This is a genomic window from Solihabitans fulvus (assembly GCF_008386585.1).
In the GTDB taxonomy this organism is placed as follows: Bacteria; Actinomycetota; Actinomycetes; order Mycobacteriales; family Pseudonocardiaceae; genus Solihabitans; species Solihabitans fulvus.
On the sequence record NZ_VUOB01000019.1, the window covers coordinates 37,109 to 62,644 of the forward strand.

The window sequence follows — 25,536 nt, forward strand, 5'->3', positions numbered from 1 at the left end:
CGGTTGCGGATTCGGCCTCCCGGAGCTAGTCCCGACGCGGGTGCCACACTTCTCCGGTGGCTCAGGTGATCGAGATCAGCGACCCGGCGGACCCCCGGCTGGACGACTTCCGGGACCTGTCCACGGCCGACCGACGCCCCGATCGACCCGGCGGCAGGGGCCTGGTGATCGCCGAGGGCGTCGTGGTCGTCGAGCGGCTGCTCGCCTCGCCTTACCCGGTGCGCTCGCTGCTCGGCGTGCGCCGCCGGATCGAGGTGCTGGACGAGCACCTCGCCGGGATCGCCGTGCCCGCCTACGTGGCCTCCGCCGAGCTGATGGCCGAGGTCGTCGGCTTCCACCTGAACCGGGGCGTGCTCGCCGTCGCCGACCGCGCGCCGCAGCCCGACCTGGCCGGGCTGCTCGGCTCCGCGCGCAGGCTCGCCGTGCTGGAGGGCGTCGGCGACCACGAGAACCTCGGCGCGCTGTTCCGCAACGCGGCGGCGCTCGGCGTCGACGGCGTGCTGCTCGGACCAGGGTGCAGCGACCCGCTGTACCGGCGCAGCGTCCGGGTGTCCATGGGCCACGTGCTGCGGGTGCCCTTCGCCCAGCTCGAACCGTGGCCGTCCGGGTTGGACCTGTTGCGCGCCAACGGTTTCTGGGTCGCAGCGCTGACCCCGAAGGGCTCGGCCGTCGGGCTGGCGGACGCGGGCCTGCGCGGCGAGCGGGTCGCCGTGCTGCTCGGCGCGGAGGGTCCGGGGCTGACCGACGAGGCGCTGGCGGCGGCCGACCTGTCGGTGCGCATCCCGATGGCCGACGGCGTTGACTCCCTCAACGTGGCCACGGCCGCCGCGGTCGCCTTCTACGCGATCGCCTGATCCGCTGGGTCCACCCGTCGGACGTCGTGCCGACACGAGAGCACCCGAGGCGCTACGTTTCGTGTGACAGCTTGATCCGGTCGGGTGGAGGGAACCGTTCGTGGAGTTGCGTGTCCGGGGCGGGCGGGCCGTGCTGGCCGGCCGGCACGGCTCTGCCGAACAGGAGGTCGACCCGCACAGCCTGCCGCTCGGCGCCGGCCTCGCCGACGCGCTGCACGAGTGGGCCAAGGTCGCCGACGCGGTCGCCCGCGCCGAGCCCGCCGTCGACGGCGCGGCCGGCTCGCTGGTGGCGCGCCGGGGCCAGCAGCTCGCCGGCCGGGTGGCCGCCGCGATGGGCCGACCGGTCTCCTATGTGGACCCGTTGAACGGGGAGGTCACCGTGGTCGAAGCCCCACCGCGCGCGACGCGGGCCCAGCCGACCGCCGAACCCGAGGCGGAGCCGGAACCTCGGGCCGAGGCGCCGGTCCCCGCAGCGCCGGCCCCCGAGGCGCCGGCCGAGCCGACGCCGTGGGGCACCGGGCTGACGGTGAGCGCGTTCACCGCGGCCGTCGTGGTGTTCGCCGTGGTGACGCTGTCGGTCGGCCTCGGCGAGACGAGTTGGCTGCTTGCTCTGTTCGCCAACGTCATGGTCGTCGGCGGCCTCGCGCCGTCGGTGTGGCTGGCCCGCCGCGTCCCGGTGTGGCGGTGGGTGGCTTACGGCGTGGTTGCCGGCGTCGGGCTCGCCTGGTTCGGCCTCATCCTGAGCACCCTCTAGGAACTGTGTGGCTGGCCCGCCGCGTGCCGGTATGGCGGTGGGTGGCTTACGGCGTGGTTGCCGGCGTCGGGCTCGCCTGGTTCGGCCTCATCCTGAGCACTCTCTAGGAGCTCTGAGAGCCGTCCCGGCCGGGCCGCCTCGAATCGAAGCGGCCCGGCCGGGACCGGCGAACACCCCTACGCCAGCGAGTCGCGCCAGGCGCGGTGCAGCGCGGCGAACCGGCCCTCGCCGGCCACCAGCTCCTCCGGCGTGCCGTCCTCGACGACGCGACCCCCGTCCACCACCAGCACCCGGTCGGCGATCAGCACCGTGGACAGCCGGTGCGCGATGATGAACGCCGTCCGGTCCGCGAGCACCGTCTCCAGCGCGGACTGCACGGCCCGCTCGGTCGGCACGTCGAGGCTGGAGGTCGCCTCGTCCAGCACCAGCACCGCCGGGTCGGCCAGGAACGCCCTGGCGAACGCCACCATCTGCCGCTGGCCGGCGGAGAGCCGGCCGCCGCGCTTGCGCACGTCGGTGTCGTAGCCCTGCGGCAGCCGCGCGATGAACTCGTGCGCGCCGACCTCGGCCGCCGCCGCCTCGATCTCCGCGCGGGTCGCGTTCGGGCGGCCCAACGCGATGTTGTCCGCGACGGAACCTGCGAACAGGAAGTTCTCCTGCGTCACCATGGTCACCGCCCGCCGCAGGTCGACGTCCGTGATCTGGCGCAGGTCGATCGTGTCCAGCGCGACCGTGCCCGCCGACGGGTCGTAGAACCGCGCCACCAGCTTCGCCAGCGTCGACTTGCCCGCGCCCGTCGCGCCGACCAGCGCGACCGTCTGTCCCGCCGGCACGTGCAGGTCGAACGACGGCAGCACCACGGGTGTGTCGGCGGAGTAGCGGAACTCCACCGAGTCGAACCGGACGTCGCCGCGCGCGTGCGGCAGCGGCGTCGGATCGGCGGGCTCGCGCACCTCCGCGTCCTCCTCGAGCACCCCGGAGATCTTCTCCAGCGCGGCCGTGGCCGCCGCGTAGGCGTTGGTGAACATCGCGATGTCGTCGAACGGGTCGTAGAACCGCCGCAGATACAGCGTGAACGCGGCCAGCACGCCGACCTCCAGCCCGCCGCTGGACACCCGCACGGCGCCGACCGCGAGCACGATGGCCAGCGACACGTTGCCGATCAGCCGCACCGACGAGGTGAACCGGGCCATCACGCCGAGGGCCTCGGTGTTGGCGTCCCGGAACCGCGTGTTCAGCTCGCCGATGATGGCCTCGTTGCGCGGCTCGCGGCGGAACGCCTGCACCGCGCGGATGCCGTTCATCGTCTCGACGAACTGCACGATGATCTTGGCGATCGCGCCCCGCGTGTTCCGGTACGCCTGCCGCGAGCGTCGCTGGAACCAGCGGGTCACCAGCAGCAGCGGGACGAAGCCGACCAGCACGACCAGCGCGAGCGGCAGGTCGAGGTAGAGCAGCAGCGCGGCGATGCCCACGATCGACAGCAGCGAGGTCAGCAGGCCGTCGAGGCCCATCGCCAGCAGGTCGTTGAGCGAGTCCACGTCGCTGGTCAGCCGCGAGATCACCTTGCCGGAGGTGTAGGACTCGTGGAAGGACAGCGAGAGCTTCTGCACGTGCCGGAAGATCCGCTGCCGGACGTCGAGCAGCAGGTCCTGCCCGATCCGCCCGGACAGCCGGAGGAACGAGTAGCGCAGCACCGTGGCCAGCACCGTGGTGGCCGCGTAGCCGCCGACGCACCAGGCGAGCGTGCCCGGCCGCCCGGCGATGGCCGCCGGCACGCCCCGGTCGATCGCGGTCGCGATCAGCAGCGGGCCAGCGAGCATCGCGATGTTCTCGCAGACCACGATCGCCAGCGCCAGCAGCGCGGGCCGCGTGTGCGGGCGCAGCAGCGAGCCGAGCAGCTTGCGAGACCTGGCCTGGAGCTTCAGGCCGGTGGAGTGGTCGACGTTCTCGACGTCCTCGGCCGCGACCCCGCGCCAGGATTCGTCCGGCTCCGCGGTCTGGTTCTGTTGCTGCTGCGGGGTTTCCTGTGTCGTGGTCACTGCGCGGCCACCTCCTCGCCTGGCCGGCCGCCGCTGTCCGCGCCCTCGGTGGTGGCGAGCAGCCTGCGGTATTCGGGATTGCTGTCCAGCAGTTCGCGGTGCGTGCCGACCGCGGTGATCCGGCCGTCGCTCAGCAGCGCGACCCGGTCCGCGAGCTGCACGGTGCTCGGCCGGTGCGCGACCACCAGGGCGGTCACGTCGCGCAGCACCCGCCGCAGCGCGGCCTCGACCTCGGCCTCGGTGTGCACGTCGAGCGCGGACAGCGGGTCGTCGAGCACCAGCACCGCTGGCCGCCCGACCACGGACCGCGCCAGCGCCAACCGCTGCCGCTGCCCGCCGGACAGGGACAGGCCCTGCTCGCCGATGCGGGTGTCCAGGCCCCACGGCAGCGCGTCGACGAACTCCTCCGCCTTGGCGATCCGCAGCGCCTGCCGGACGTCCGCCTCGGCCACGTCCGGCGAGCCGAGCGCGACGTTCTCCGTCACGCTCGCGGAGAACAGCACCGGCTCCTCGAACGCGGTGGAGACGACCGTGCGCAGGTCGTCCAGCGCGAGGTCCCGCACGTCGACGCCGTCCACGGTGATCCGGCCGCCGGTGACGTCGGCAAGGCGGGGGACCAGCGAGGTCAGCGCGGTCTTGCCGGAGCCGGTGACGCCGACGAGCGCGACCGTCTCGCCGGGCCGCACGTCGAGGTCGACCCCGCGCAGCACCTCGCGGGTCGCGCCGGGGAACGCGAAGCGCACGCCCTCGAACCGCAGGTGCCCGCGCACCGGCTGGGCCAGCGGCTTCGGCTCGGCCGGCTCGGTGATCGTCACCGGCGAGTCGAGCACCTCCCAGTACCGCTCGCAGGCGGACGCGGCCTGGTTGGTCTCGGCGAGCAGCCAGCCGATGGTGTCCACCGGCCAACGCAGGTAGGTGCTGACGGTGACCGCGGCGACCAGCGTGCCGATGGTCAGCGTGCCGTTGGCGATGCCGAAGCCGCCGGCCAGCAGCTGCCCGGCGATGCCAAGCTCGGGCAGCATGATCAGCACCGCCCACAGCCCCGACAGGATGCGGATCTTGCGCAGCTCGGTGCCGCGCAGCTCGGTGGCCTGCGCGGCGAACCGCTTGGCCAGCTCGGGGCCCCGGCCGAAGGCCTTGAGCACCCGGATGCCCAGCACCGACTCCTCGACCGTGGAGGCGAGGTCGCCCGCCTGGTCCTGGGCGCGGCGCGTGACGATCTTGTACTTCGACTCGAACAGGTAGGAGATGACCACCAGCGGGGCGCTGCACGTCAGCACGATCAGGCCGATCATCGGCGACAGCGAGAACAGCACGCCGAGGCCGATCAGGATGATCAGGGTGTTGACCACCAGGAAGACCGCGGCGAACGCGATGAACCTGCGGACCGTGCTGAGGTCGCTGGTCGCCCTGGACAGCAGCTGGCCGGACTGCCAGCGGTCGTGGAACGCGATGGGCAGCCGTTGCAGATGGCGGAACAGGTCCTCCCGCATCTTCGTCTCCATCGCCGTCGACGGGGCGGCGTTGAGCTTGCGGCGGAGGTAGAACAGGGTCGCCTCGCCGATGCCAAGCGCCAGCACGGCGGCGATCAGCCAGGGCAGCGAGTGCAGGTCGCCGTGGGTGATCGGGCCGTCCACGATATGCCGGGTGACCAGCGGAATCGTCAGGCCGCACAGCAGCGCGCCAAGGGTGGCGAGCCCCGAGCCGATGATGGGCAGCCGGACGGGCTTGAAGTACGGACCGAGGCGACGCAGCGTCACCAGGGTCGAGGTGTGGGTCGTGGGTTGTTCGCCGTCGGTGTTGGCCTCCGCGGGCGCGGTGTTCACGGATTTCCCCCTCTGGTCCACCTGACGATAGGAAGAACCACCGACAAAGGCATCTGGTTTTCCTCTCGGCTGACCCTGCATGCTCGACCAAGGTGGAGGTCAAGACGGCGGTCCCGCGCGCAGGCCCGTGGCCGGATCGGGGGACCCAGGGTGGCGGTCGGGCGGAGTCGCGGGAGGATGGGCGCATGACCCGTCCGGAATCGGTGCGGTTCCTGCGCACCGCCCCAACGATGGCCTTTCCCCGTGGTCGGCTGCTCGCCGCGCGCGAGGGGCAGCTGTACGTGCTCGCCCCCGACGGCTGGGACCGGCTCGGCGAGAAACGCCCGTCGAACGCCGCGATCCTCAACCGCCAGGACGCCGAGGACTGGTGCGAGACGGAAGGATGGAACCTCCACCTGCTCGACGCGGTGCCGGCCACCTGACCCGCCAAAAACGCCTGACATGCCAAAAACGCCGAAAAGGCGCCACCGGCTCGTGCCCTAGCCGATGGCGCCCTCTCGGCGCTGGTGGTTCTCGGTCAGCCCCTGTTGGAGCGGACCCCCAGTAATACGTCTTCCCAGGACGGGACGATGGGATGGTTCTTCTTCCCCCGTCGCACGGGTGGTTCGGCCTTGCGCTGGACCGGTTCCACCTCCAGCGCGGGGAGCGGCTCCTGCTCGAGTACAGGTTCCGCCTGCTGGACCTGCGGCTCCGGCGCGGCGGGTACCGCCACCGCCGCCGGTTCCGGCAGTTCCACCGGTGGCGCGGGCTCCTCCTGCACCAGGATCTCTGGCTCAGCAGGGCGCGCCACGGGCTCGACCACCTGGTCAGCCGCGCGTCCAAGGCCATCGAGCTCGAGTGCCTGCCTGGCGAGCTGAGTCACCGGCCGAACCGTGCGCAATGGGCGGTTCGGATTCGGATCCATCAGGTCGATGGCCTGCTCGTCGAGAGCGGTGACCGTGCCACCGTGCGCTCCTGGGTGGTACGCCCAGTGCGCGCGGTTGTCCGAGTGGCCGGCGAGCCACGTCAACTGGACGACCCACTTGCCGTCCTCGCCGCGCCAGGAATCCCAGGAGGTGGCGGAGTAGTCCTGCCCGCGCAGCCCGAAGGAGTGCGCGATCACCTCACCGAGGGTCTGCACGTCCGGGCCGTCCTCGCGCACGGGGTGCGCGCGCTGGGCCAGCTCGGCGGTGCGGGATCGCTCCAACAGCACCGGGTAGGCGTACCGCTCCACCCGGTGGGCCGGAATGCCGGCGGCGGCCGCGACCTGGTCGACGGATTCGCCAGCACGGATACGGGCCTGGATTTCACGAGGGCGCATCTGGCATTCCACCTCGATCTCGATCTGGCCGAGTCGGGTGAGATCACCTCGTGCGGCAGCGCGCAGCCGCTCATCCGCGGGAACCAGGAAGCGCTCGCGGCTCGCCGGGTCCTCGCAGACGACGGACTTGCCGTCCTCATCGAGCCCGATGACTCGCAACGCTCGCATCTCGGCCTCCCCGATGACTTCACCTCGCCGCGTCCCACGGTAGGCCGGCGCGCCTCCTTGACGTGGGAGGCACGCCGCACCCTCCGATATCTCTGTGTGATCTTGCCGTATCCGGGGCGTGGTCCGCATCCCCGAATCGACAATGTTCACCTCATCCGTGGGTTAGCTCAGTCAACCCGGGGTTTCGCAGGCCAGGCCGGTGTGAGTCGCGCGGCGCGGCGGTGATCAACTTGCCCGTCCGGGTGAGCGCCGGCCGGGGCGGTGCGTCCCCAGTTGATCACTCAGGGCGACGGGTTCTCAGCCGAGCCGCTCGACCACCCAGTCGATGGACTTGGTCAGCGCGGTCACGTCGTCCGGGTCGATCGCCGGGAACATGCCGACCCGCAGCTGGTTGCGGCCCAGCTTCCGGTACGGCTCGACGTCGACGATCCCGTTGGCCCGCAGCACCTTCGCGACCTCGGCCGCGTCGACGGAGTCGGCGAAGTCGATCGTGCCGACGACCTGCGACCGGTTGGCCGGGTCCGCCACGAACGGCGAGGTGAACTCGCCGGCCTCGGCCCAGGAGTACAGCCGCGAGGAGGACTCCGCGGTGCGGGCGACTGTCCAGTCGAGGCCGCCGTTGCCGAGCATCCACTCGATCTGGTCGGCCAGCAGGAACAGCGTCGCCACCGACGGGGTGTTGTAGGTCTGGTCCTTCACCGAGTTGTCCAGCGCGGTCGGCAGCGACAGGAACTCCGGCACCCAGCGGTCGGACGCGCCGATCTCGCCGACCCGCTCGATCGCGGCGGGGCTCATCAGCGCGATCCACAGGCCGCCGTCGGAGGCGAAGCACTTCTGCGGCGCGAAGTAGTAGACGTCGAAGTCCTCGGCCCGCACCGGCAGGCCGCCGGCGCCGGAGGTCGCGTCGACGGCCACCAGTGCGCCGTCGGAGCCCGCCGGCCGGCTGACCGGCACGGCGACGCCGGTCGAGGTCTCGTTGTGCGCCCAGCCGACCAGGTCCGCGCCGGACCGGTAGGCGATCTCGGGGGCATCGCCGGGCTCGGCCTTGACGACGATCGAGTCGGCCAGGAACGGCGCGCCCTGGGTGACCTTGGCGAACTTCGCGGAGAACTCGCCGTAGGTGAAGTGCTGCGCGCACTCGCGGACCAGGCCGAACGCGGCGGCGTCCCAGAAGGCGGTGGTACCGCCGTTGCCGAGCACCACCTCGTAGCCCTCGGGCAGCGAGAACAGCTCGCTCAGGCCGGCGCGCACCCGGCCGACCAGCGACTTGACCGGCTTCTGCCGGTGCGAGGTGCCCATCAGGGCGGCGCCGTCGGAGACGAGCGCGGCCAGCTGTTCCGGTCGGACCTTGGACGGCCCGCAGCCGAAGCGCCCGTCGACGGGCTTGAGCTCGGCCGGCAGCTGGAGCGTGGACGGGTCGGCGGTCTGAGTCATGCAACGCCTCCGGGGGCGGGTGCAGGAATTGGCCTGACCGGCGCCGTTGCCGGGGCTCCAGTGTTGCAGGCGCGTGGCGCTCAGGTGAACGTAACCCCGTGAGCTGGGGCTTTTGCCGGTCTTGGTCCGTGGGGAAACGCAGCTCGCCCGCATGGTCGAGGATCTCCCATGGCACAGAACGTGCTGTGCCTTCTTTGTCTGTTTGCCACAATTCTGCGGCGGGTGCACTCCGAGGTGCACGCGCGCGTTTGCCAGCGAAGTCACCATCGTTCGTCCCACGGAAGAGGGCACGACACTCATGCACCTGGCTCGCTTGCACACCTCGTTACGACTGGCCGTCGCCGCCGCGGCGGCGACGGTCCTCGCGCTGACCGTCGGCGCCCCGAGCGGGTCGGCCGCACCCCCGGCGCGTCCGCCTGTCCACGCCGCCGACATCACCATCACGCCGCCGGGCGTGTACGCGTACGTGGCCGACAACGCCGCAGGGACCGTGTCGGTGGTCGACACCGCGACCGGCGCCGTCACCGGCACCATCCATCTCGACGCCGGCACCACCGTGCAGCGGCTGATCGCCAGCCCCGACGGCCTCTACCTCTACGCCCTGACGGGCCCCCTCGGCCGGATCCAGCTCCTCGACCCGATGACCAGCCAGGTCATCGGTCCGCTCGGCGGCACGGCCGAGCAGCCCCATCTGCCGAGCTTCTCGGGCATGGAACTGAGCCCGGACGGGAAGCACCTGTACGGGTTGGAGCCCAGCAACGGGGCGGGCGTCTTCGTGGCGGCGTACGACTACGACACCACCACGTTCACGCTCAGCCACGCCATCCCGACCAGGGCCATGGACCTGGCGGGGGTCGCGTTCAGCCCGGACAGCAGCCGCGCCTACCTCAGCGGCGGCAACTCCCTGATGGTCGTCGACACCGCGTCCGGCACGGTGACGACCGACCTTGACCTTGGGCACCCCGCCGGTCGCGTCGCGCTGTCGCCGGACGGGCTGCGTCTCGCGATGATCGGCCCCTTCTCGAGCCGGGGCTCCTGGTCGATCACCATGTTCGACGCCGCGACGCTCGCCGTCACCGGTCAGGTTCCGCTCGGTCCCTCCGGCTACGCCAGCTACCACCTCGTCTTCGGCAAGGACGGCCGGCAGCTCTACGTGGCCAAGGAGTTGAGCGACGTCGCCGTCGTCGACACCGCGAGCAACACGGTCACGACCACCATCCCGGTCGGCGTCAACCTGGGCGTCCCGGCGCTTGCGCCCGACGGCCGCCGTCTCTACGCCGATACCGGCGACGCGCTCAAGGTGATCGACACCGCCACCAACGCGGTCACCGGGCGGATCCCCAGCCCTCAGGGCGCTGAGGACGACGCCGTCGCCGTGGGCACCGTCTGGGCGGACAACCGCGCCGCCAGCGCCATGGACGCGCGGACGGCCACCGTCGCGCTGGACGAGACCGCCAGGGCGCACTCCGAGGTCCACAACCTCAACGCCACCCTGACCGGTGGCGGTGCGCCGATCGCGGGCCAGACCGTCGTCTTCGTCATGACCGACCGCACCCTGCTGTGCACGGCGGTCACCGACTCGAACGGCCACGCCGCCTGCGACTCCTCGCTCTACTTTCCCGAGGCCCAGCGGTTGATCGCGGAGGGCTTCCTCGCCGAGTTCTGGGGTTCGGCGAACTACCTGCCAACCGCCGACCTCGGCAGCGCCACCCAGGAGTGACCGCGCTCGACGTGGCGTAGGGGGCGATCGTGCCGGCCCTGCGCCACGTCGGCGGCGGCGCGATCAGCCTGCGATGGACGCCCAGCCCTCGACCTCGTCGGCGCGGCGGGGAGCCGGGCCGACGTAGGTGGCCGACGGCCGGACCAGTCGACCGGTGCGCTTCTGCTCCAGGATGTGCGCGCTCCAACCGGCGGTCCGCGCGCAGGTGAACATCGCGGGCATCATGCTCGGCGGGACCTGGGCGAAGTCGAGGATGACGGCGGCCCAGAACTCGACGTTCGTCTCGATGGCGCGGTCGGGACGGCGCTCGCGCAGCTCGGCGAGCGCGGCCTGCTCCAGCGCGGCGGCCACCTCGTAGCGTTCCGCGCCGAGTTCCCGGCAGGTGCGGCGCAGGACGCGGGCGCGCGGGTCCTCGGCCCGGTACACCCGGTGCCCGAAGCCCATCAGCCGCTCCTTGCGGTCGAGGATGCCGGCCACCACCTTGCGGGCGTCGCCGGTCCGCTCGACCTCGTCGATCATCGGCAACACCCTGGCCGGCGCGCCGCCGTGCAGCGGGCCGGACATGGCGCCGATCGCGCCCGACATGGCGGCGGCGACGTCGGCGCCCGTCGAGGCGATCACCCGCGCGGTGAAGGTGGACGCGTTCAGGCCGTGCTCGGCGGCGGACACCCAGTAGGCGTCGACGGCCCGGACGTGCGCGGGGTCGGGCTCGCCGCGCCAGCGCGTCATGAACCGCTCGGTGATGGTCGAGCACTCGTCGACGCGCGACTGCGCGACGGCGGGCTTGTCGGTGCCCCTCGCCGACTGCGCCACGTAGGACAGGGCCATCACGGCGGCCCTGGCGAGCTGCTCGCGGGCCGCCACGTCGTCGATGTCCAGCAGCGGCTGGAAGCCCCAGATCGGCGCGACCATGGCGAGCGCCGCCTGCACGTCGACGCGGACGTCGCCGGTGTGCACGGGAATGGGGAACGGCTCGGCCGGCGGCAGGCCCGGCCCGAAGCGTCCGTCCACCAGCAGCGCCCACACGCTGCCGAAGGTGACCTTGCCGGCCAGGTCCTCGATGTCAACGCCGCGGTAGCGCAGCGACCCACCGTCCCGGTCGGGCTCGGCGATTTCGGTGCGGAAGGCCACGACGCCTTCCAGTCCGGGCCGGAACCCATCGTCCAGCTCGGTTTTCTCGGCTTGCGCCACCACGTCGTGCACTGTCCGCTCCTTGCTACGAAGTACCCCGACTCCGGCGCGCCACCAGCGGTCCCGTAACACGATCAGGCCGGGCGGCGCTGCGCGGTTGGCGTCACCCTGCTCCTGTCTGCGAGCCGCCGCAATCGTCGGGTTCGGTGGCGTCGGTCACGATCCAGCGAACGATTCAGATCCGGGCCAGGAAAATGCGAGTTAAATGCGCATTTCTTTCGTGTTTCTGTGTGTCGCTGGGCCGTTCGCGCTATCGGCGGAAGAGGTGATCTGGTGATACACCATTTCCCATGCACCTGACCCCGCACGAACGCGACAAGCTGCTCGTGCACGTCGCCGCGGACGTCGCGCGCCGCAGACTGGAGCGGGGCGTGCTGCTGAACTACCCCGAGGCCGTCGCGCTCATCACCGACCACGTCCTCGAAGGGGCGCGGGACGGGCGCACGGTCAGCGAGCTGATGCGGAGCGGGCGCGACGTGCTCGGCCGGCACCAGGTCCAGCCCGGCGTGCCGGAGATGATCGACTCGGTCCAGGCGGAGGCCACCTTCCCGGACGGCACCAAGCTCGTCACCGTGCACGGTCCCATCGCCTGAACCGAGCGGAGGTGGGCGCCATGCGTCCAGGGGAGATCATCGTCGGACCCGATCCCGTCGAGCTGAGTCCCGGCCGGCCGCGCGTCCGGCTGATCGTGGTCAACCGCGCCGACCGCCCGGTGCAGGTCGGCTCGCACTACCACTTCGCCGCGGCCAATCCCGGCCTCGACTTCGACCGCGTCGCCGCGTGGGGGCACCGGCTGGACGTGCCGGCCGGCACCGCGGTGCGCTTCGAGCCCGGCGTCGAGCGCGAGGTCGACCTGGTGCCGATCGCGGGCCGCCGGGTGGTGCCTGGGCTGCGGCCGGAGTGGTCCGGCGCGCTGGACGAGCGAGGGGCGGAGCAGGCGTGACCCAGTTGGATCGCGAGCGGTACGCGGAGCTGTACGGCCCGACGGTCGGCGACCGGATTCGGTTGGCGGACACGAACCTGCTGATCGAGGTCACCGAGGACCGCAGCCGAGGCGCCGACGCCGGTGACGAGGTGCTCTTCGGCGGCGGCAAGGTGATCCGCGAGTCGATGGGCCAGGGCATGGCGACCCGCGCCGAGGGCGCGCCGGACCTGGTGATCACCGGCGTGGTGGTGCTGGACCACTGGGGCGTGGTGAAGGCCGACGTCGGCGTGCGGGACGGCCGCGTGGTGGCGATCGGCAAGGCCGGCAACCCGGACACGATGGACGGCGTGCACCCCGGCCTGGTCATCGGGCCGTCCACGGAGATCGTCGGCGGCAACGGGAAGATCCTCACGGCCGGCGGCATCGACTGCCACGTGCACTTCATCTGCCCGCAGCTGGTCGACCAGGCGCTGGCCGCCGGCCTGACCACGCTGATCGGCGGCGGCACCGGGCCAGCCGACGGCACGAAGGCGACCACGGTGACCCCCGGCGCGTGGAACCTGGCGAGGATGCTGGCCTCGATGGACGGCATGCCGGTGAACGTCCTGTTGCTGGGCAAGGGAAACACCGTCCGGGACGAGGCGCTGCGCGAGCAGTTGCTCGGCGGCGCAGGCGGTTTCAAGCTGCACGAGGACTGGGGCACCACGCCCTCGGCGATCGACGCGGCGCTGCGGATCGCGGACGAGTCCGGTGTGCAGGTGGCCATCCACACCGACACGCTGAACGAGGCCGGTTTCGTCGAGTCGACCATCGACGCGATCGCCGGCCGGTCCATCAACGCCTACCACTCCGAGGGCGCCGGCGGCGGGCACGCGCCGGACATCATCCGCGTGGTGGCCGAGCCGAACGTGCTGCCGTCCTCGACGAACCCGACCCGCCCGCACACCGTGAACACCCTGGACGAGCACCTGGACATGTTGCTGGTGTGCCACCACCTCAACCCGTCGGTGCCGGAGGACCTCGCGTTCGCGGAGAGCCGGATCCGGCCGACCACGATCGCCGCCGAGGACGTGCTGCACGACCTCGGCGCGATCTCCATGATCAGCTCGGACTCGCAGGCGATGGGCCGGATCGGCGAGGTGATCATCCGGACCTGGCAGACCGCGCACGTGATGAAGCTGCGCAGGGGCGCGCTGCCCGGCGACTCGGCGGCGGACAACCTGCGGGCGCGCCGCTATGTCGCCAAGTACACGATCAACCCGGCCATCGCGCACGGCATCGACGGCGAGGTCGGCTCGGTTGAGGTCGGCAAGCTCGCCGACCTGGTGCTGTGGGACCCGAAGTTCTTCGGCGTGCGGCCGGAACTGGTGTTCAAGGGCGGCTTCATCGCGTGGGCGGCGATGGGCGACGCGAACGCGTCCATCCCGACGCCGCAGCCGGTGCTGGCCAGGCCGATGTTCGGCGCGTCGCCGAGGGTGGCGGCCGCGAGCAGCGTGCACTTCGTGTCGCGCGAGGCCGTCGACGCGGACCTGGCCGACCGGCTCGGCCTGCACCGCGCGCTGGTCGCGGTCGGCAACACCCGCCGGATCACCAAGGCGGACATGGTGCTCAACGACGCGCTGCCGGACGTCCGGGTCGACCCGGACAGCTTCGCGGTGCACGTGGACGGCGAGCTGATCGAGCCACATCCGGTGAGCGAGTTGCCGATGGCCCAACGATATTTTCTGTTCTGATGTCCACAGTGGACGGTGTGGCAATGGTGACGCTGATCCTGGCCGACGCCAGGTTCCCCGGCGGCGGGCACGTGCACTCCGGCGGCGTCGAAGAGGCCGCGGCGCGCGGGCTGGTGACCGGCGAGGCCGACCTGGCGGGCTTCCTGCGCGGCCGGCTGCGCACGGCTGGCGAGCTCGGCGCGGTGTTCGCGGCCGCGTCGGCGCACGCGGCCGCCGCCGGGGCCACGGCAGGGCACTGGCGGCTGCTGGACGAGGAGTTGGACGCGCGCACGCCATCCGCCGCGCAGCGAGCCGCGTCGCGGGCGCAGGGCAGGGGAGCGGTGCGGGCCGGCCGGCGCGCCTGGCCGTCGGCGGTGTTGGAGGGCCTGCTCGCGGCCGTGCCGAGGCCGCACCACCCGGTGGTGCTCGGCGCGCTGGTGGCCGGTGCCGGTGGCGGGCCGTCGGACGCCGCGCTGTGCGCTGGGTACCTCGCGGTGAGCGGGCCGGCGAGCGCGGCCGTGCGGCTGCTCGGCCTCGACCCGTTCGGCGCGAACGCGGCCGTGGCCGCCCTGGACGCCGAGCTGCGCGCGGTGGTGGCGACGGCGACGGCCGCCGCCGCGCTGGCCCCGGCCGACCTGCCCGCGCAAAGTTCCCCCGGCCTCGACCTGCTGGCCGAGGCCCACGACCGTCGCCACAGGGAAGAGGTGCGTCTCTTTGCGAGCTGACCACGACCACGCATCGGCCGACCACACAGATGTGAGCCACACACATGCAGGCCACACGAATGCAGGTCACACAGATGCAGGCCACACAGATGCAGGCCACACAGATGCAGGCCACACAGATGCAGGCCACACAGATGCAGGCCACACAGATGTGGGTCACACAGATGCAGGCCACACGCATCCCGTGAACTTCGATCCCACGGCGACCGAGCCCGACCCGCATCCGCCGGCCCGAAGCGCCGGCCGGGCCGTGCGCATCGGCATCGGCGGGCCGGTCGGCAGCGGCAAGACCGCGTTGGTGGCGGCCCTGTGCCGGGCGCTCGGCGACCGGCTGAACCTCGCGGTGGTGACCAACGACATCTACACCACCGAGGACGCCGACTTCCTGCGCGCGGCCGGCGTGCTCGCGCCCGACCGGATCGAGGCGGTGCAGACCGGGTGCTGCCCGCACACCGCGATCCGCGACGACATCACCGCCAACCTGGACGCCGTCGAGCTGTTGGAGCAGCGGTTCCCCGGGCTGGACCTGGTGATCATCGAGAGCGGCGGGGACAACCTCACCGCCGTGTTCAGTCGTGGCCTGGTGGACAGCCAGGTGTTCGTGGTCGACGTGGCCGGCGGCGACAAGGTGCCGCGCAAGGGCGGGCCCGGGGTAACCACCGCGGACCTGTTGGTGATCAACAAGATTGACCTCGCCGAGCAGGTGGGCGCCGACCTGACCGTGATGGCGGCCGACGCCCACCGCATGCGGGGCGAGCTACCGGTGATCAGTCAGTCCCTCGTGCGCACACCGGACGCGCCCGAGGTGACCGACTGGGTGCTGGCGCAGCTCGCGTGACTGCAATATTCGTTTGTAGACCACGCACGCAGCCGGACCACCCGGGCGCGGTCAGGTGGATGAGCTGCAAGGCAGGCGTTCGTGACTCGTACGTGGGTACTCGAACGGACGCCAACGCCGCAGATCGCCGCCTGAGCGCGCCCTGCCCGACCACTTGCGCAGGTCTTGGAGACCGTCTTTCAGGCGCCCGGGTCGTCCGTCATCGGGAGCACTTTGAGCTGCGCGCTCGGGCTGACGTCGCCGGCGCACCCCTGCTGGCCCGGCATCTCCAGGAACAGCGACTCCGTGGAGTCCGGCGGGTACACCTGGATGCCGGCTACCGGAGTCGGCTGGCACACGGCCGGATCGAACAGGCCGATCTGCACGAAGCCGACGATCGCCGACGCCGTCGCGCCGGGATCCAGCGTGACGAGCGACCCGGCCGGGCCGTCCCGCCGTGCCGCTGCCCCGACCTGGTTGCCATCACCATCCACATAGGACACACCGGGAAAGCCTTGCAACACACAGGTGTTGTCCCCGTAGTTGGTGAACTGCACCGCCCGGTAGACGGTGCCGGCCGCACCTTCGGCGTGGCCGAACGAGAGGCCGAGATCCGCCGCCTGGCAGATCGGGTCGAGTGCCGCCCTCGGCTGCGCGCTCGCCGGTGTCCCGACGGCGAACGACGCGGCCATTGCTCCCCCGAGCACGGTCGCGCCGATCAATCGATAAATGCCTACCATCACATTCCCCCTGTACCTGGTAGTGGATCGGGATCGCCGATCCACTACCAGGCTGACATTCACGGGGATCGTTTACAGCCAAATCGAGAGATTGGATCCGGCTCAGGCCCCGCCGGCACCCGACTGCACGGTCTGCACGCGCAACTGGACGCTCTGTCCGGTGTTGCCCGCGCAGCCCTGCTGGCCGGACAGGTCGACGAACATCGCCGCGGTCTCGCCTGGCGGATAGACCCGGATGCCGCGCACCGGCGTCGGCTGGCACGTGGCGGGGTCGAAGTTGCCGATCTGGGCGAAGCCGACTGCGGCGGACGCGATCCCGCCGGGCGGCAGCGTCACCGCTGCCCCTTCGCCGCCGTCCCGTGCGGCCGCGGCGCCGACCTGGTGGCCGTCGTCGCCCGCGACGTAGGACACGCCCGGGAAGCCCTGCAACACGCAGGGGTGGTCGCTCTTGTTGGTGAACTGGATGGGCCGGAAGATCGTGCCGGCCGCGCCGTTGCCCTGCCCGAGCCCGATGCCCAGCTCGGTGGACCTGCACCCCGTCGAACCGGTCTGCGCCGGGGGCGCCGCCGGACTGGCCGTCGGGCTGTTGGGCGCGGGGGCCGGTGCCGACCCCGTCGACCCTGTCGTGCCGCTCGGCGAGGCACTGCCCGACGAGACCGGCAGTGGCGTGCCGCCGCTGCCGCTCGGGGTCGTGCCACTACCGCAGCCTGCCACCAACGCCGCGGCGAGGACGCCCCCGCAGACCAGGGCTCCGCCGTTGACCAGACGCTGAATCGCTGCCACTGCCACCGCCTCCGAACCGTGTTGGCTGCGAACGATCCGTCGCTTACTTTTTCACTGCATGGACGTATCACCCCGTTAGTAGGTTGCCAGCCATCGCGGGCTTCCGCAGATTGGTGGACGCCGTGAGGGCCGACGCGCTGCTGGTGGTCGAGCGGGCCGAGGACGGCCGCAGCGTGGTCCGCGAGCTCCGGTCCATGACGCCGTTGACGCTGATCCCGCACCGCAGCGCCGTCCGCTCGGCCAGCACGGCGGCCCTGGTGCACCTGGTCAGCTCGGCGACCGCGCCCCTTGGCGGCGACGAGCTGACGCTGACCGTGCGGGTCGGCGCGGGCGCCCAGCTGTGCCTGCGGGGCGTCGCGGCGACGCTCGCGCTGCCGGGGTACCGGCCGGGCGGCAGCCGCGCGACGATCCGGTTCGAGGCGGCCGACGGAGCGACGGTGTCCTACCTGCCGGAGCCGACCGTGGTGACCGCCCGCGCCGACCACAGCGCCGAACTGGTCGCCGAGCTGGCCGAGGACGCCAGGCTGCGGCTGCGCGAGGTGCTGGTGCTCGGCCGCAGCGGGGAGCGGCCTGGACGCCTGGTCAGCGTCCTGCGCGTGCGCCGGGGGGGCCGGGCCGTGCTCCAGCAACGGACGGTGGTCGGCGATCCGTGCCTCGACGCGAGCCTCGCGGCGCTGGCCGGCCGGCGGGTGCTCGCCACCGAGCTGCTGGTCCCCGCCGAGGAGGCAGGCGAGGACCCGGTCGAGGCGGCCTGCGGCGAGTGGTGGTCGCGCACGCCGCTGGCGGCCGGCGGCACCCTGGTCACCGCGCTGGCCGACGACGTGGTCACCGCGGGTCGACTCCTCGCCCTCGCCGGAATGTCCTGAAGGGATCCTCGCGACACCCTGAAAAGGGGTGGGAAATCCATCTGACTCGATCTCGTTCACGATTCCGATCCGACCTGTTGCGGTGACCATCACACTCCAGGTGGGGCGCGTCACCGCCCAGGCGGTTTCTTCTGGCGTCGGAAACCCGTACGTTCCTGCGAACCGGGTATCACGAGTGCGCGTTCGCGGAGGTTGATCGGGATGACGGAGACGACCAACATCGCGCTACCCGCGATGCGCGTGTCCTACGAAAGCGGCTCACTGACCGAGGCGGAACTCGCCGGAACGTGGCACGAGCAGCTCCAGAAGTGGTTGGACGAGGCGACGAACGCGGGCCTGCCTGAGGCGAACGCCTTCGTGCTGGCCACCGCCGACCCGGACGGTCACCCCTCGTCCCGCACCGTGCTGGCCAAGGGCCTGGACGCGCGTGGCCTGGTGTTCTTCACCAACTACACCTCGGCCAAGAGCCACGAGCTGATGGCGACCAGGTACGCGTCGGCGACCTTCCCCTGGTTCGCCATGCAGCGCCAGGCGCACGTGCGCGGCACCGTGGAGAAGGTCGGCGCGGCCGAGACCGCCGCCTACTGGGCGAGCCGCCCGAAGGGTTCGCAGCTCGGCGCGTGGGCCTCGCCGCAGTCGAGGGTCGTCGCCGGACGGTCCACTCTGGACAGTGCGCTGGCGAAGATCGAGCGGCAGTTCGAGAACTCCGAGAAGGTGCCGGTGCCGCCGCACTGGGGTGGCTGGCGCATCCAGCCCGAGACGGTCGAGTTCTGGCAGGGCCGGCAGGACCGGATGCACGACCGGCTGCGCTTCCGGCTCGGCCGCGACGGCTGGGAGATCGAGCGCGTCGCGCCGTAGTCAGCTTGCCTGGACTTTCGGTGGGTTGGCGCCGCTGCTGGCCGAACGGCCGCGCAGCAGCAGCGCCAATCCAAGGCCGAGATTGACGATCATGTCCAGTGCTTGCAACCAGTCCGGGTCCCTGCCGGGCGAGTAGACCTGGAGGTAGTCGGCCAGCGCGTGCACGAGCACGAGCGGCCAGACGCTGCCGATCACCAGTCTCGCCCCGCACAGGCAGAACCCGAACAGTCCGGCCGTCAGCACCTGCCACAGCGTGTTGCCGAGCGGTGCGCCGAAGAACAGGTAGTTGTCGAGGTGACTCGCGCCGAACAGCGTCGCCGTCAGCGCTGCCCCGCGCAGCGCGCCGAGCGGCCGCGCGACCTCGAAGACCAACGCGCGGCTGGAAATCTCCTCGCTGACGCCGACGCTGAGCATCAACGCGACGCCGCCGACCAGCTGCGCGGTGCCGCCGGCGATGCCGGGCAGCGCGGACAGCCCGGCGACCGCGACCAGCGGCAGCACCACCGGCCAGCGCGACAGTCGCCCGAGGGTGGTCACACCAGTGACGCGCGACAGTCCCCAGGAGCGCAGGATCGCCAGCACCACGGCGGCGGAGATCAGGTTCACGACGGTGGCGCCGAGCCCAGGGAACCAGCCGGGACTCATCGAGGGCAGCAGTTCGGCGGCGGCGACCACCGCGAGCTGCCAGGTCAGCGCGAGTTCCACCGCGCCGAGCACCGGATGACGGAGCACGTGGTCCCGCCACCGCGTCAGCATGATCGGAAATCGTAGTGCCCCGATCCGCGTGATTTCGGGGCATTCCGGAACACGAGTGCGTGCCGGGGCAGCGTGACGAATCGCTCGCGAATCGCAGGCTTTGTTGTCCTAAGCTAACGAGTTGTGAGCGCAGGCGCGACGACACCGTCGGATTCCCGGGAGGGCGACAGTCCCACGGCCGTGCGCCGGCTGCTCGGCAGGGTCATGCTCGACACCCGGCCGCTGCGGGTGGTGGCGTACCGGAGGCTGTGGGTTTCCACGATCGTCACGGCGGTCGGCAGCCAGTTCACCGCGGTCGCCGTGCCGAAGCAGATCTACGACCTGACCGGCTCGTCCGGCTACGTTGGCCTCGCCGGCGCCGTCGCGCTCGTCCCCCTGCTGGTGTTCGGGCTGTGGGGCGGCGCGGTCGCCGACACGGTCGACCGGCGGAAACTGCTGCTGGTCACCAACATCGGCATCGCGGTCACGTCCGTGCTGCTGTGGGTGCAGGCGGCGCTCGGGCTCGGCTCGGTGTGGGTGGTGCTGGCGCTGCTGGCCGCGCAACAGGGCTTCTTCGCGATGAACGCGCCGGCCCGCAGCGCGTCCATCGCCAGGCTCGTGCCGGTCGAGCAGTTGGCTGCGGCCAGCGCGCTCGGGTCGACGGTGATGGTGTTCGGGGCCGTGTTCGGGCCGCTGCTCGCCGGCACGCTGCTGCCCGTGTTCGGCCTGTCCGTGCTGTACCTGGTCGACGCGCTCGCCCTGACCGTGGCGCTGTGGGCGGTGTGGCGGCTGCCGCCGATGCCGCCGCTCGACGGGCCGGCACGGCGGGCCGGGCTGAGTGACGTGGTCGCAGGCTTCCGGTATCTGGCCGTGCAGAAGGTGCTGCTGGCGTCGTTCCTGCTGGACATCATCGCGATGGTGTTCGGCATGCCGAGGGCGCTGTTCCCCGAGCTGGCCGAGCGGACCTTCGGCGACCCGCCGGGCGGCGGGCTCGCGCTGGGGCTGCTGTACGCGGCGATGCCGGTCGGCGCGTTCCTGTGCGGGCTGTTCTCGGGACCGCTGACGCGGGTGCGGAGGCACGGTGTCGGCGTGACGGTCGGCGTGCTCGCGTGGGGCGTCGCGGTGCTCGGGTTCGGCCTGTCGCACGCGTTGTGGCCCGCGCTGGTGTTCATGGCGCTCGGTGGCGTCGCGGACATGGTGAGCATGGTGTTCCGGGGCGCGATGCTCCAGGCGGCGGCGACGGATGAGATGCGCGGGCGCATGCAGGGCGTGTTCATCGTCGTGGTGGCAGGCGGACCGAGGCTCGCGGACCTGCTGCACGGGTCGATGGGCGCGGCCGTCGGCGCCGGGCCGGCGATCGCCGCGGGCGGCGTGCTCGTGCTGGTCGCGACGGTGGTCGCGGTGGTCAGTCTTGGCGCGTTCTGGCGGTACCGGGCGCCGAGCGGGCATAGCTGAGGAAGCCGGCCCACGAGGTCGCCGGGAAGGCGAGGATCGGGCCGTCCGGGTTCTTGGAGTCCCGAGCGGCCACCGCCGCATCGCTGAACGAGACCTCCACGCAGTTGGCTGTTGACTGGCTGCGGCTGCTCTTGCGCCAGTCGCCCGCGAAGGCGATCTCCACACAGTTGGCGGTGTCGGCGCTGTGGTTGCTCTTACGCCACACAGCGTTGGCGAAGTCAGGCGCGCTCATGCCTTTCATGATGGCATCTGTCGGCTTCACAGTCGCTCGGCCAGATCAGCGATCAGCTCGATGGACTTCTTGGGGCTGAGCGAGAGTCGCTGAAGCTCCGTCCATGAGCGAGAGTAGATCTTGACGTGCTCGTCCTCATCCAGGAACAAGCTGGCGACCTTGTTCTCCAGCAGCACGAGGCTGGGCTCGTCGTCGTACTTCAGGATGGTGAACGGCCCGTTCAGCCCGGAATGCAGCTTCGACTTGGCGGGTAGCACCTGAATGGTCACGCGGGATTTGATCGTCGCGTCCGCCAAGGCTCGTAGCTGCCGCCCGTGCGCTCCGAGTTTGCCGAAGGAGTGCCTCAGCACGTTTTCCTCGATGATCGCGTGCAACGTCAACGGGTCGGTGCGGTGGAGCAGGCCCTGACGAGCCATCCGGCTGGACACCAGGGCGTCGACCTCGGTCTCGGTGATCGCGCCTCCGGTGGCCCGAATGATCGCGCTGGCATATTCGGGAGTCTGTAGCAGGCCAGGGATCACCAGCGGTTGGTATCTGAGCAGGGTGGTGGCTTCCTGCTCGAAGTCGAGCCAGGTCTGCCAGTCCTCTGGCAGGTTCGCGTTGCTCAGCCGCAGCCAGCCGCGTTCCTCCGCGCGCCGGGCGATGTCGAGCAGCTCGACCCGGTGACCGGCGCTGACCTCGTAGAAGTCCAGCAATCGTTCGAGGTCGTCCCGGTAGACGCCGCTCTCCATGCGCTCGATGCGGTTGATCTTGCTGCCGGACATCCCGACGGCCCTGCCGACCGCCTCGATGCCGTGCCCGCTGGCGCCGCGAAGCCTACGCAGGATGAAAGCGAGCCGGCGCGAACGGACCGAATTGCCCGCGCGTCGTGCCACGTGTGCCTCCCCGGAGTGGTGTGTTGCCGTCAAGGTAGGGCTTTCCGGGTTTTCACGGCGACAACCTTCACCCCATCGAGCGACTGCACGAATAATTGTTGCGCTGCAATTCTTGCGTAGCAGGACAAAGCCAACCTGGAGGCTGCGATGAGTGACGGAAACGTGCGGAATCTGCCGAGGAGAGAATGGCTACTTCGCTGCAATGACGCGGACAATGGTCTCGCGATCTGCTCGGTGCTCGCGGAGGCCGGCGAGGTCGTCATCTGCGGCACGAACGACCTGCCCATGCTCCGGCTGCCCGAGGGTTACCTCGCCGCGTTCCACACCGGACTGACCGAGGCGATGGCCGTGGCCGAGCAGGATCTGCGCAACACCCGTGCCGCACGAACGAAAATCGCCAACTCGCCACCCGCCTGACCAGCGACGGTTACGCTCCCGCAGTGACTGAGGTGAGTGGCGTTCGGGCAACGCCGGGCGGCCGGGTGCGGCTGGTTTTCCAGCCAGGGGGCTTCAACATCCTGCGGGACAGCCGTTTCTCCTGGCTGCGTTCGCTTGACGAGGACTGGATCGGCGGCCTCGCCCTGCTCGGCGCGATCGGTCTGGGTATCGGCGCGGCTGCGGCGGCGCACGCCGGGCTCCGGCCGTTGGCCATCGCGCTCGGCGTGCTGGTCATACCGTTCGTGGTGGTGTTGCTGGTCTTCCTGGTGTTGAAAGCGATCGAGTCGCTGGTCGGCTGGATTGTCCTGATCGGACTGATCATCCTGTTCCCGCTACTGCTGTTCCCCGGCGTGCGGCAGTGGGCCGGGAAACACTGGGACGGCAAGCCCGCAGCGCGCCGGCTCGACTGGCCGCGCGAGCGGATCGCCTCGACGCGCCGGGCCCTGGACGCCTCCGGACTGGCCGTGCAGGTGCTCGGCGCGGACGGGGCCACGCTCGTGCTGCGGGCGGGCGGCGAGGCGGCCCGTCAGCTGGACACCGAGTTCGCCCGGCTGCTCGGCGGCCCGGCCTCGCCGCCCGCCAGGACGTTCGCGCGGCGGTAGGCGCCGGGCCGCGCGGCCGTGTTTCCGGTCCGCATTCAGCGGACGGCGTGGGTGGTTCGCTCGCGGAACTCCTGCACGCTGTGCGCGGAGAACATGTCCACCTCGGAGTCGTGGTCGCGCATCAGCTCGCGCAGCCGTTCCTGGTTGGCCAGCCGTTCGCTGCGGAGGACGTCCATGCGGTTCTGGAAGAACGTCAGGACCGGCGTGCAGTGCGGCCGGACCGGGTCCTTCTCGCCGTGGAAGAAGTACGCGTCGCCGGCGTGCAGCAACCACCGGTCGCCGGTGTGCACCGCGACGCCCGCATGGCCCCTGGTGTGGCCGGCGAGCGGGATCATCAGGATTTCCGGTGGCAGCCCGGGAAGTTCGCGCACCGCCTCGAAGCCGAACCAGCGTTCGCCGTCGCCGACGCGGTGGGTGACCCAGTCGGGGTCGTGCGCCCACTGCACAGACCTGTACCTGGCGCGCTCGAGCGCGTTCGTCGGGTTGTTGGCCGCGTGCAGCTCCTCGGCGAACACGTGCACCTTGGCCTGCGGGAATTCCGCCAGCCCGCCCGCGTGGTCAAGGTCGAGGTGGGTGAGCACGATGTGCCGGACGTCCTCCACCTTGTGGCCGAGCGCGACCACCTGGCGCGCCATGGATTCCGCCGGGTCGAACACCGGCCGCACCGTCGTGGCGAACTGCCGGCCGAGCGAGCCGGGCGGGTTGAGCATGTCGGTGAGCCCGATGCCGGTGTCGACCAGCACGAGCCCCTGGTCGGTCTCGATGACCAGGCAGTGGCAGACCATCGTGGCGCGGCTGAGGATCGAGCCCTCGCCGTCCACGAGCCGGCCGCCGAACGGGCGCATGGTGCCGCAGTTGACGTGGTGCACGAGCATGATTCGCTCCGGAGCGGGGAGTTGGGTGGGGTGGCCGTCAGCCGGCCAGGAGTCGGTGGAGCTGCGCGCCGACGACGCGCAACGGCGCGATGTCGTGTCGGGTCTTCGCCAGCAGCATGCCGCCCTCGATGGCCGCGAGCAGCATGGTGGCGACCTCGTCGGCGTCCGCGATGCCGTGCGAGCGCAGGTGTTCGGCGATCACGGCCTCCCAGGATTCGTACTGCTCCTGGCAGGCCGTCCTGATCGGCTCGTTCTGGCCTGCGACGTCGAGCGCGACGGTCGCGATCGGGCAGCCGGCCAGAAACCCTGACGAGACAAGGTTTTCGGCGAGTCGCTCGATCACCAGATCGAAGCCGGCGCGCAGGTCCGTGGTGGACTGGAGCAGTTCGCGCAGGGCGTCCTTGGTCTCGCCCCCGGTCAGGGCGACGGCCTCGACCGCGAGTTGTTCCTTCCCACCGGGAAAGTGGAAGTACATCGACCCCTTGGGCGCGTCGCCCTCGGTGAGCACCTGGGCGAGGCCGGTCGCGTGGTAGCCCTGATCGCGGAACAGCGTCGCGGCCGAGCGCAACACCCGTTCTCGCGTGTCGGTCTTTCTCGGCATGTCTGGAAATATACAGACCGGTCTAGTTAAGTCAAGGGGCCGATACGCTGGTCGACATGACTGGCCCGACCGGCGAACAGCTGGACATCGTGTGTGGCGCCACCCGCGCCGTGGTCACCGAGATCGGCGCGGGCCTGCGGGCCTACGAGGTCGCCGGCGTGCCCTATCTGGAGACCTTCGGCGAGGCCGAGAAGCCGCCGATGGGCGCGGGCATGGTGCTCGTGCCGTGGCCCAACCGCACGGCGGGCGCGCGCTGGGAGCTGGCCGGGCAGCCGCAGCAGCTGGCCGTCACCGAGCCGGCCAGGGGCAACGCGATCCATGGCCTGACCAGGCACGAGCGGTGGACGGTCGTCGAGCACACCGGTTCGCTGGTGTCGCTGGAGATCACCCTCGACGCCCAGCCCGGCTGGCCGGTGCCGCTGCGCACCACCATCAGCTACGCGGTCGACGAGGGCGGGCTGACCGTCACGCACGGCGTGCACAACGTCGGCGACCGGCCGACCCCGTTCGGGCTCGGCACCCACCCGTACCTGAGGGCAGGCGTCCAGGCGACCGACGACTGCGAGCTGCGGCTGGCCGCCACCACGGTGTTGCCGCTGGACCCCGATCGGATGGTGCCGTCCGGTCCGCCGCGCCCGGTGGCGGGCACCGAGTTCGACTTCTTGTCGGGCCGGCCGCTTCGCGGGGTCTCGCTGGACACGCCGTTCGGCGGCTGCCTGCCCGATGACGACGGGCTGGTCCGGCACACGCTGCGCGGGCCGACCGGCGGCGTCGAGCTGTGGGCCGACCCGGACTTCCGCTGGGTGCAGGTCTACACCCCGGACGACTTCCCCGGCCGAGGCAGGGCCGTGGCGATCGAGCCGATGACCTGCCCGCCGGACGCGCTGAACTCCGGTGTGGACCTCATCGTGCTGAGCCCAGGCGAGTCCTGGCAGGGGCGCTGGGGCGTGCGGCCGCTCGCCGCGTAGCCGTTCCCTTGGTGCGCGGCGGGCCAAACGATTAGCGTGG

Annotated in this window: 28 protein-coding genes; 16 read left to right on the top strand and 12 right to left on the bottom strand. The window is 71.3% G+C overall.

Translation table 11 applies throughout. The features are described 5' to 3' along the window. Positions 1 to 56 precede the first annotated feature (56 nt). From F0L68_RS10905 to F0L68_RS44540, 3 genes are all read left to right on the top strand, one after another. Positions 57 to 854, top strand: coding sequence for a TrmH family RNA methyltransferase (locus tag F0L68_RS10905; RefSeq protein ID WP_149849388.1), 798 nt, complete (start codon positions 57 to 59; stop codon positions 852 to 854). A gap of 100 nt (positions 855 to 954) precedes the next feature. Then, entirely contained in the window at positions 955 to 1,608 is a 654-nt protein-coding gene (locus tag F0L68_RS44535; RefSeq protein WP_149849389.1) for a DUF2537 domain-containing protein, read from the top strand. A gap of 5 nt (positions 1,609 to 1,613) precedes the next feature. Next, positions 1,614 to 1,715 (top strand): DUF2537 domain-containing protein, encoded by a 102-nt coding sequence (locus tag F0L68_RS44540; RefSeq protein WP_276313846.1) that lies wholly within the window; start codon positions 1,614 to 1,616, stop codon positions 1,713 to 1,715. Positions 1,716 to 1,784: 69 nt separating this feature from the next. Here F0L68_RS44540 and F0L68_RS10920 read toward each other — a convergent pair whose 3' ends face one another. After that, the gene (locus F0L68_RS10920) at positions 1,785 to 3,650 is read right to left on the bottom strand and encodes an ABC transporter ATP-binding protein (RefSeq protein ID WP_149849391.1); all 1,866 of its coding nucleotides are present in this window, start codon (positions 3,648 to 3,650) and stop codon (positions 1,785 to 1,787) included. Then, entirely contained in the window at positions 3,647 to 5,476 is a 1,830-nt protein-coding gene (locus tag F0L68_RS10925; protein WP_223198680.1) for an ABC transporter ATP-binding protein, read from the bottom strand. Before F0L68_RS10925 ends, F0L68_RS10920 begins: the two co-directional genes overlap by 4 nt. Before the next feature lie 185 nt (positions 5,477 to 5,661). On the opposite strand from F0L68_RS10925, the gene F0L68_RS10930 reads away from it, so the two are divergent. After that, the gene (locus tag F0L68_RS10930; RefSeq protein WP_223198681.1) at positions 5,662 to 5,898 is read left to right on the top strand and encodes a hypothetical protein; all 237 of its coding nucleotides are present in this window, start codon (positions 5,662 to 5,664) and stop codon (positions 5,896 to 5,898) included. 95 nt (positions 5,899 to 5,993) lie between these two features. Here F0L68_RS10930 and sepH read toward each other — a convergent pair whose 3' ends face one another. Both sepH and serC read right to left on the bottom strand, forming a co-directional pair. Then, positions 5,994 to 6,944, bottom strand: a complete 951-nt coding sequence (gene sepH / locus F0L68_RS10935; protein WP_149849393.1) for a septation protein SepH — start codon at positions 6,942 to 6,944, stop codon at positions 5,994 to 5,996. Between the two features lie 297 nt (positions 6,945 to 7,241). Then, on the bottom strand, positions 7,242 to 8,378 hold the full coding sequence (gene serC / locus F0L68_RS10940) for a phosphoserine transaminase (protein ID WP_149849394.1): 1,137 nt from the start codon (positions 8,376 to 8,378) through the stop codon (positions 7,242 to 7,244). 298 nt (positions 8,379 to 8,676) lie between these two features. On the opposite strand from serC, the gene F0L68_RS10945 reads away from it, so the two are divergent. Next, complete coding sequence (locus tag F0L68_RS10945) at positions 8,677 to 10,098, top strand: YncE family protein (protein WP_188316505.1); 1,422 nt, start codon at positions 8,677 to 8,679, stop codon at positions 10,096 to 10,098. A gap of 63 nt (positions 10,099 to 10,161) precedes the next feature. Here the strand turns inward: F0L68_RS10945 and F0L68_RS10950 are convergent, their stop codons facing one another. Further along, positions 10,162 to 11,292, bottom strand: a complete 1,131-nt coding sequence (locus tag F0L68_RS10950; RefSeq protein ID WP_188316509.1) for a citrate synthase 2 — start codon at positions 11,290 to 11,292, stop codon at positions 10,162 to 10,164. A 287-nt stretch (positions 11,293 to 11,579) separates the two neighbouring features. On the opposite strand from F0L68_RS10950, the gene F0L68_RS10955 reads away from it, so the two are divergent. The 5 genes from F0L68_RS10955 to ureG all read left to right on the top strand — a co-directional run bounded on the left by F0L68_RS10955 (position 11,580) and on the right by ureG (position 15,489). Beyond that, a complete protein-coding gene (locus F0L68_RS10955; RefSeq protein ID WP_149849397.1) occupies positions 11,580 to 11,882 on the top strand; it encodes an urease subunit gamma in 303 nt (100 codons plus the stop codon). 20 nt (positions 11,883 to 11,902) lie between these two features. After that, complete coding sequence (locus F0L68_RS10960) at positions 11,903 to 12,232, top strand: urease subunit beta (protein ID WP_149849398.1); 330 nt, start codon at positions 11,903 to 11,905, stop codon at positions 12,230 to 12,232. Beyond that, positions 12,229 to 13,947: an urease subunit alpha gene (locus tag F0L68_RS10965; RefSeq protein ID WP_149849399.1), complete on the top strand. Its 1,719-nt coding sequence runs from the start codon at positions 12,229 to 12,231 to the stop codon at positions 13,945 to 13,947. The genes F0L68_RS10960 and F0L68_RS10965 overlap by 4 nt, the downstream gene beginning before the upstream one ends. Continuing rightward, a complete protein-coding gene (locus F0L68_RS10970; RefSeq protein ID WP_438672269.1) occupies positions 13,947 to 14,651 on the top strand; it encodes an urease accessory UreF family protein in 705 nt (234 codons plus the stop codon). Before F0L68_RS10965 ends, F0L68_RS10970 begins: the two co-directional genes overlap by 1 nt. Before the next feature lie 151 nt (positions 14,652 to 14,802). Further along, entirely contained in the window at positions 14,803 to 15,489 is a 687-nt protein-coding gene (gene ureG, locus F0L68_RS10975) for an urease accessory protein UreG (RefSeq protein ID WP_149849400.1), read from the top strand. A 179-nt stretch (positions 15,490 to 15,668) separates the two neighbouring features. Here ureG and F0L68_RS10980 read toward each other — a convergent pair whose 3' ends face one another. After that, positions 15,669 to 16,160 (bottom strand): DUF4232 domain-containing protein, encoded by a 492-nt coding sequence (locus F0L68_RS10980; protein ID WP_223198682.1) that lies wholly within the window; start codon positions 16,158 to 16,160, stop codon positions 15,669 to 15,671. Between the two features lie 150 nt (positions 16,161 to 16,310). Then, the gene (locus tag F0L68_RS10985) at positions 16,311 to 16,991 is read right to left on the bottom strand and encodes a DUF4232 domain-containing protein (RefSeq protein WP_223198683.1); all 681 of its coding nucleotides are present in this window, start codon (positions 16,989 to 16,991) and stop codon (positions 16,311 to 16,313) included. A 122-nt stretch (positions 16,992 to 17,113) separates the two neighbouring features. Between F0L68_RS10985 and F0L68_RS10990 the strand changes: the two genes are divergently transcribed. After that, the gene (locus tag F0L68_RS10990; protein WP_149849401.1) at positions 17,114 to 17,857 is read left to right on the top strand and encodes an urease accessory protein UreD; all 744 of its coding nucleotides are present in this window, start codon (positions 17,114 to 17,116) and stop codon (positions 17,855 to 17,857) included. Positions 17,858 to 18,058: 201 nt separating this feature from the next. Beyond that, positions 18,059 to 18,715 (top strand): pyridoxamine 5'-phosphate oxidase, encoded by a 657-nt coding sequence (gene pdxH, locus F0L68_RS10995; RefSeq protein WP_149849402.1) that lies wholly within the window; start codon positions 18,059 to 18,061, stop codon positions 18,713 to 18,715. Here the strand turns inward: pdxH and F0L68_RS11000 are convergent, their stop codons facing one another. After that, complete coding sequence (locus F0L68_RS11000; protein ID WP_149849403.1) at positions 18,716 to 19,471, bottom strand: CPBP family intramembrane glutamic endopeptidase; 756 nt, start codon at positions 19,469 to 19,471, stop codon at positions 18,716 to 18,718. Between the two features lie 204 nt (positions 19,472 to 19,675). Between F0L68_RS11000 and F0L68_RS11005 the strand changes: the two genes are divergently transcribed. Continuing rightward, on the top strand, positions 19,676 to 20,905 hold the full coding sequence (locus F0L68_RS11005) for an MFS transporter (RefSeq protein ID WP_149849459.1): 1,230 nt from the start codon (positions 19,676 to 19,678) through the stop codon (positions 20,903 to 20,905). On the opposite strand, the gene F0L68_RS11010 is transcribed toward F0L68_RS11005, so the two are convergent. Next, a complete protein-coding gene (locus F0L68_RS11010) occupies positions 20,856 to 21,137 on the bottom strand; it encodes a DUF397 domain-containing protein (protein ID WP_149849404.1) in 282 nt (93 codons plus the stop codon). The genes F0L68_RS11005 and F0L68_RS11010 overlap by 50 nt on opposite strands. A 26-nt stretch (positions 21,138 to 21,163) precedes the next feature. After that, positions 21,164 to 22,012, bottom strand: a complete 849-nt coding sequence (locus F0L68_RS11015; RefSeq protein WP_188316506.1) for a helix-turn-helix domain-containing protein — start codon at positions 22,010 to 22,012, stop codon at positions 21,164 to 21,166. Between the two features lie 147 nt (positions 22,013 to 22,159). Between F0L68_RS11015 and F0L68_RS11020 the strand changes: the two genes are divergently transcribed. Both F0L68_RS11020 and F0L68_RS11025 read left to right on the top strand, forming a co-directional pair. Then, positions 22,160 to 22,429, top strand: coding sequence for a hypothetical protein (locus F0L68_RS11020; RefSeq protein ID WP_149849406.1), 270 nt, complete (start codon positions 22,160 to 22,162; stop codon positions 22,427 to 22,429). Positions 22,430 to 22,452: 23 nt separating this feature from the next. After that, positions 22,453 to 23,052 (top strand): hypothetical protein, encoded by a 600-nt coding sequence (locus tag F0L68_RS11025; RefSeq protein WP_149849407.1) that lies wholly within the window; start codon positions 22,453 to 22,455, stop codon positions 23,050 to 23,052. 35 nt (positions 23,053 to 23,087) lie between these two features. Here the strand turns inward: F0L68_RS11025 and F0L68_RS11030 are convergent, their stop codons facing one another. Both F0L68_RS11030 and F0L68_RS11035 read right to left on the bottom strand, forming a co-directional pair. Next, on the bottom strand, positions 23,088 to 23,927 hold the full coding sequence (locus F0L68_RS11030; RefSeq protein ID WP_149849408.1) for an MBL fold metallo-hydrolase: 840 nt from the start codon (positions 23,925 to 23,927) through the stop codon (positions 23,088 to 23,090). Between the two features lie 37 nt (positions 23,928 to 23,964). Beyond that, positions 23,965 to 24,528 carry a TetR/AcrR family transcriptional regulator gene (locus tag F0L68_RS11035; protein ID WP_149849409.1) on the bottom strand — a complete coding sequence of 188 codons (564 nt, stop codon included), beginning with the start codon at positions 24,526 to 24,528 and terminating at the stop codon, positions 23,965 to 23,967. A gap of 56 nt (positions 24,529 to 24,584) precedes the next feature. Here F0L68_RS11035 and F0L68_RS11040 point away from each other — a divergent pair, with 56 nt between their 5' ends. Continuing rightward, on the top strand, positions 24,585 to 25,496 hold the full coding sequence (locus F0L68_RS11040) for an aldose 1-epimerase family protein (protein ID WP_149849410.1): 912 nt from the start codon (positions 24,585 to 24,587) through the stop codon (positions 25,494 to 25,496). Positions 25,497 to 25,536: the final 40 nt, after the last annotated feature.

Coding starts and splice junctions, on each gene's coding strand:
- F0L68_RS10930 (WP_223198681.1), top strand. CDS start 5,662: ATGACCCGTCCGGAATCGGTGCGGTTCCTGCGCACCGCCCCAACGATG.
- sepH (WP_149849393.1), bottom strand. CDS start 6,944: ATGCGAGCGTTGCGAGTCATCGGGCTCGATGAGGACGGCAAGTCCGTC.
- serC (WP_149849394.1), bottom strand. CDS start 8,378: ATGACTCAGACCGCCGACCCGTCCACGCTCCAGCTGCCGGCCGAGCTC.
- F0L68_RS10945 (WP_188316505.1), top strand. CDS start 8,677: ATGCACCTGGCTCGCTTGCACACCTCGTTACGACTGGCCGTCGCCGCC.
- F0L68_RS10955 (WP_149849397.1), top strand. CDS start 11,580: ATGCACCTGACCCCGCACGAACGCGACAAGCTGCTCGTGCACGTCGCC.
- F0L68_RS10960 (WP_149849398.1), top strand. CDS start 11,903: ATGCGTCCAGGGGAGATCATCGTCGGACCCGATCCCGTCGAGCTGAGT.
- F0L68_RS10970 (WP_438672269.1), top strand. CDS start 13,947: ATGTCCACAGTGGACGGTGTGGCAATGGTGACGCTGATCCTGGCCGAC.
- F0L68_RS10980 (WP_223198682.1), bottom strand. CDS start 16,160: ATGGCCGCGTCGTTCGCCGTCGGGACACCGGCGAGCGCGCAGCCGAGG.
- pdxH (WP_149849402.1), top strand. CDS start 18,059: ATGACGGAGACGACCAACATCGCGCTACCCGCGATGCGCGTGTCCTAC.
- F0L68_RS11000 (WP_149849403.1), bottom strand. CDS start 19,471: ATGCTGACGCGGTGGCGGGACCACGTGCTCCGTCATCCGGTGCTCGGC.
- F0L68_RS11005 (WP_149849459.1), top strand. CDS start 19,676: ATGCTCGACACCCGGCCGCTGCGGGTGGTGGCGTACCGGAGGCTGTGG.
- F0L68_RS11010 (WP_149849404.1), bottom strand. CDS start 21,137: ATGAGCGCGCCTGACTTCGCCAACGCTGTGTGGCGTAAGAGCAACCAC.
- F0L68_RS11020 (WP_149849406.1), top strand. CDS start 22,160: ATGAGTGACGGAAACGTGCGGAATCTGCCGAGGAGAGAATGGCTACTT.
- F0L68_RS11030 (WP_149849408.1), bottom strand. CDS start 23,927: ATGCTCGTGCACCACGTCAACTGCGGCACCATGCGCCCGTTCGGCGGC.
- F0L68_RS11035 (WP_149849409.1), bottom strand. CDS start 24,528: ATGCCGAGAAAGACCGACACGCGAGAACGGGTGTTGCGCTCGGCCGCG.
- F0L68_RS11040 (WP_149849410.1), top strand. CDS start 24,585: ATGACTGGCCCGACCGGCGAACAGCTGGACATCGTGTGTGGCGCCACC.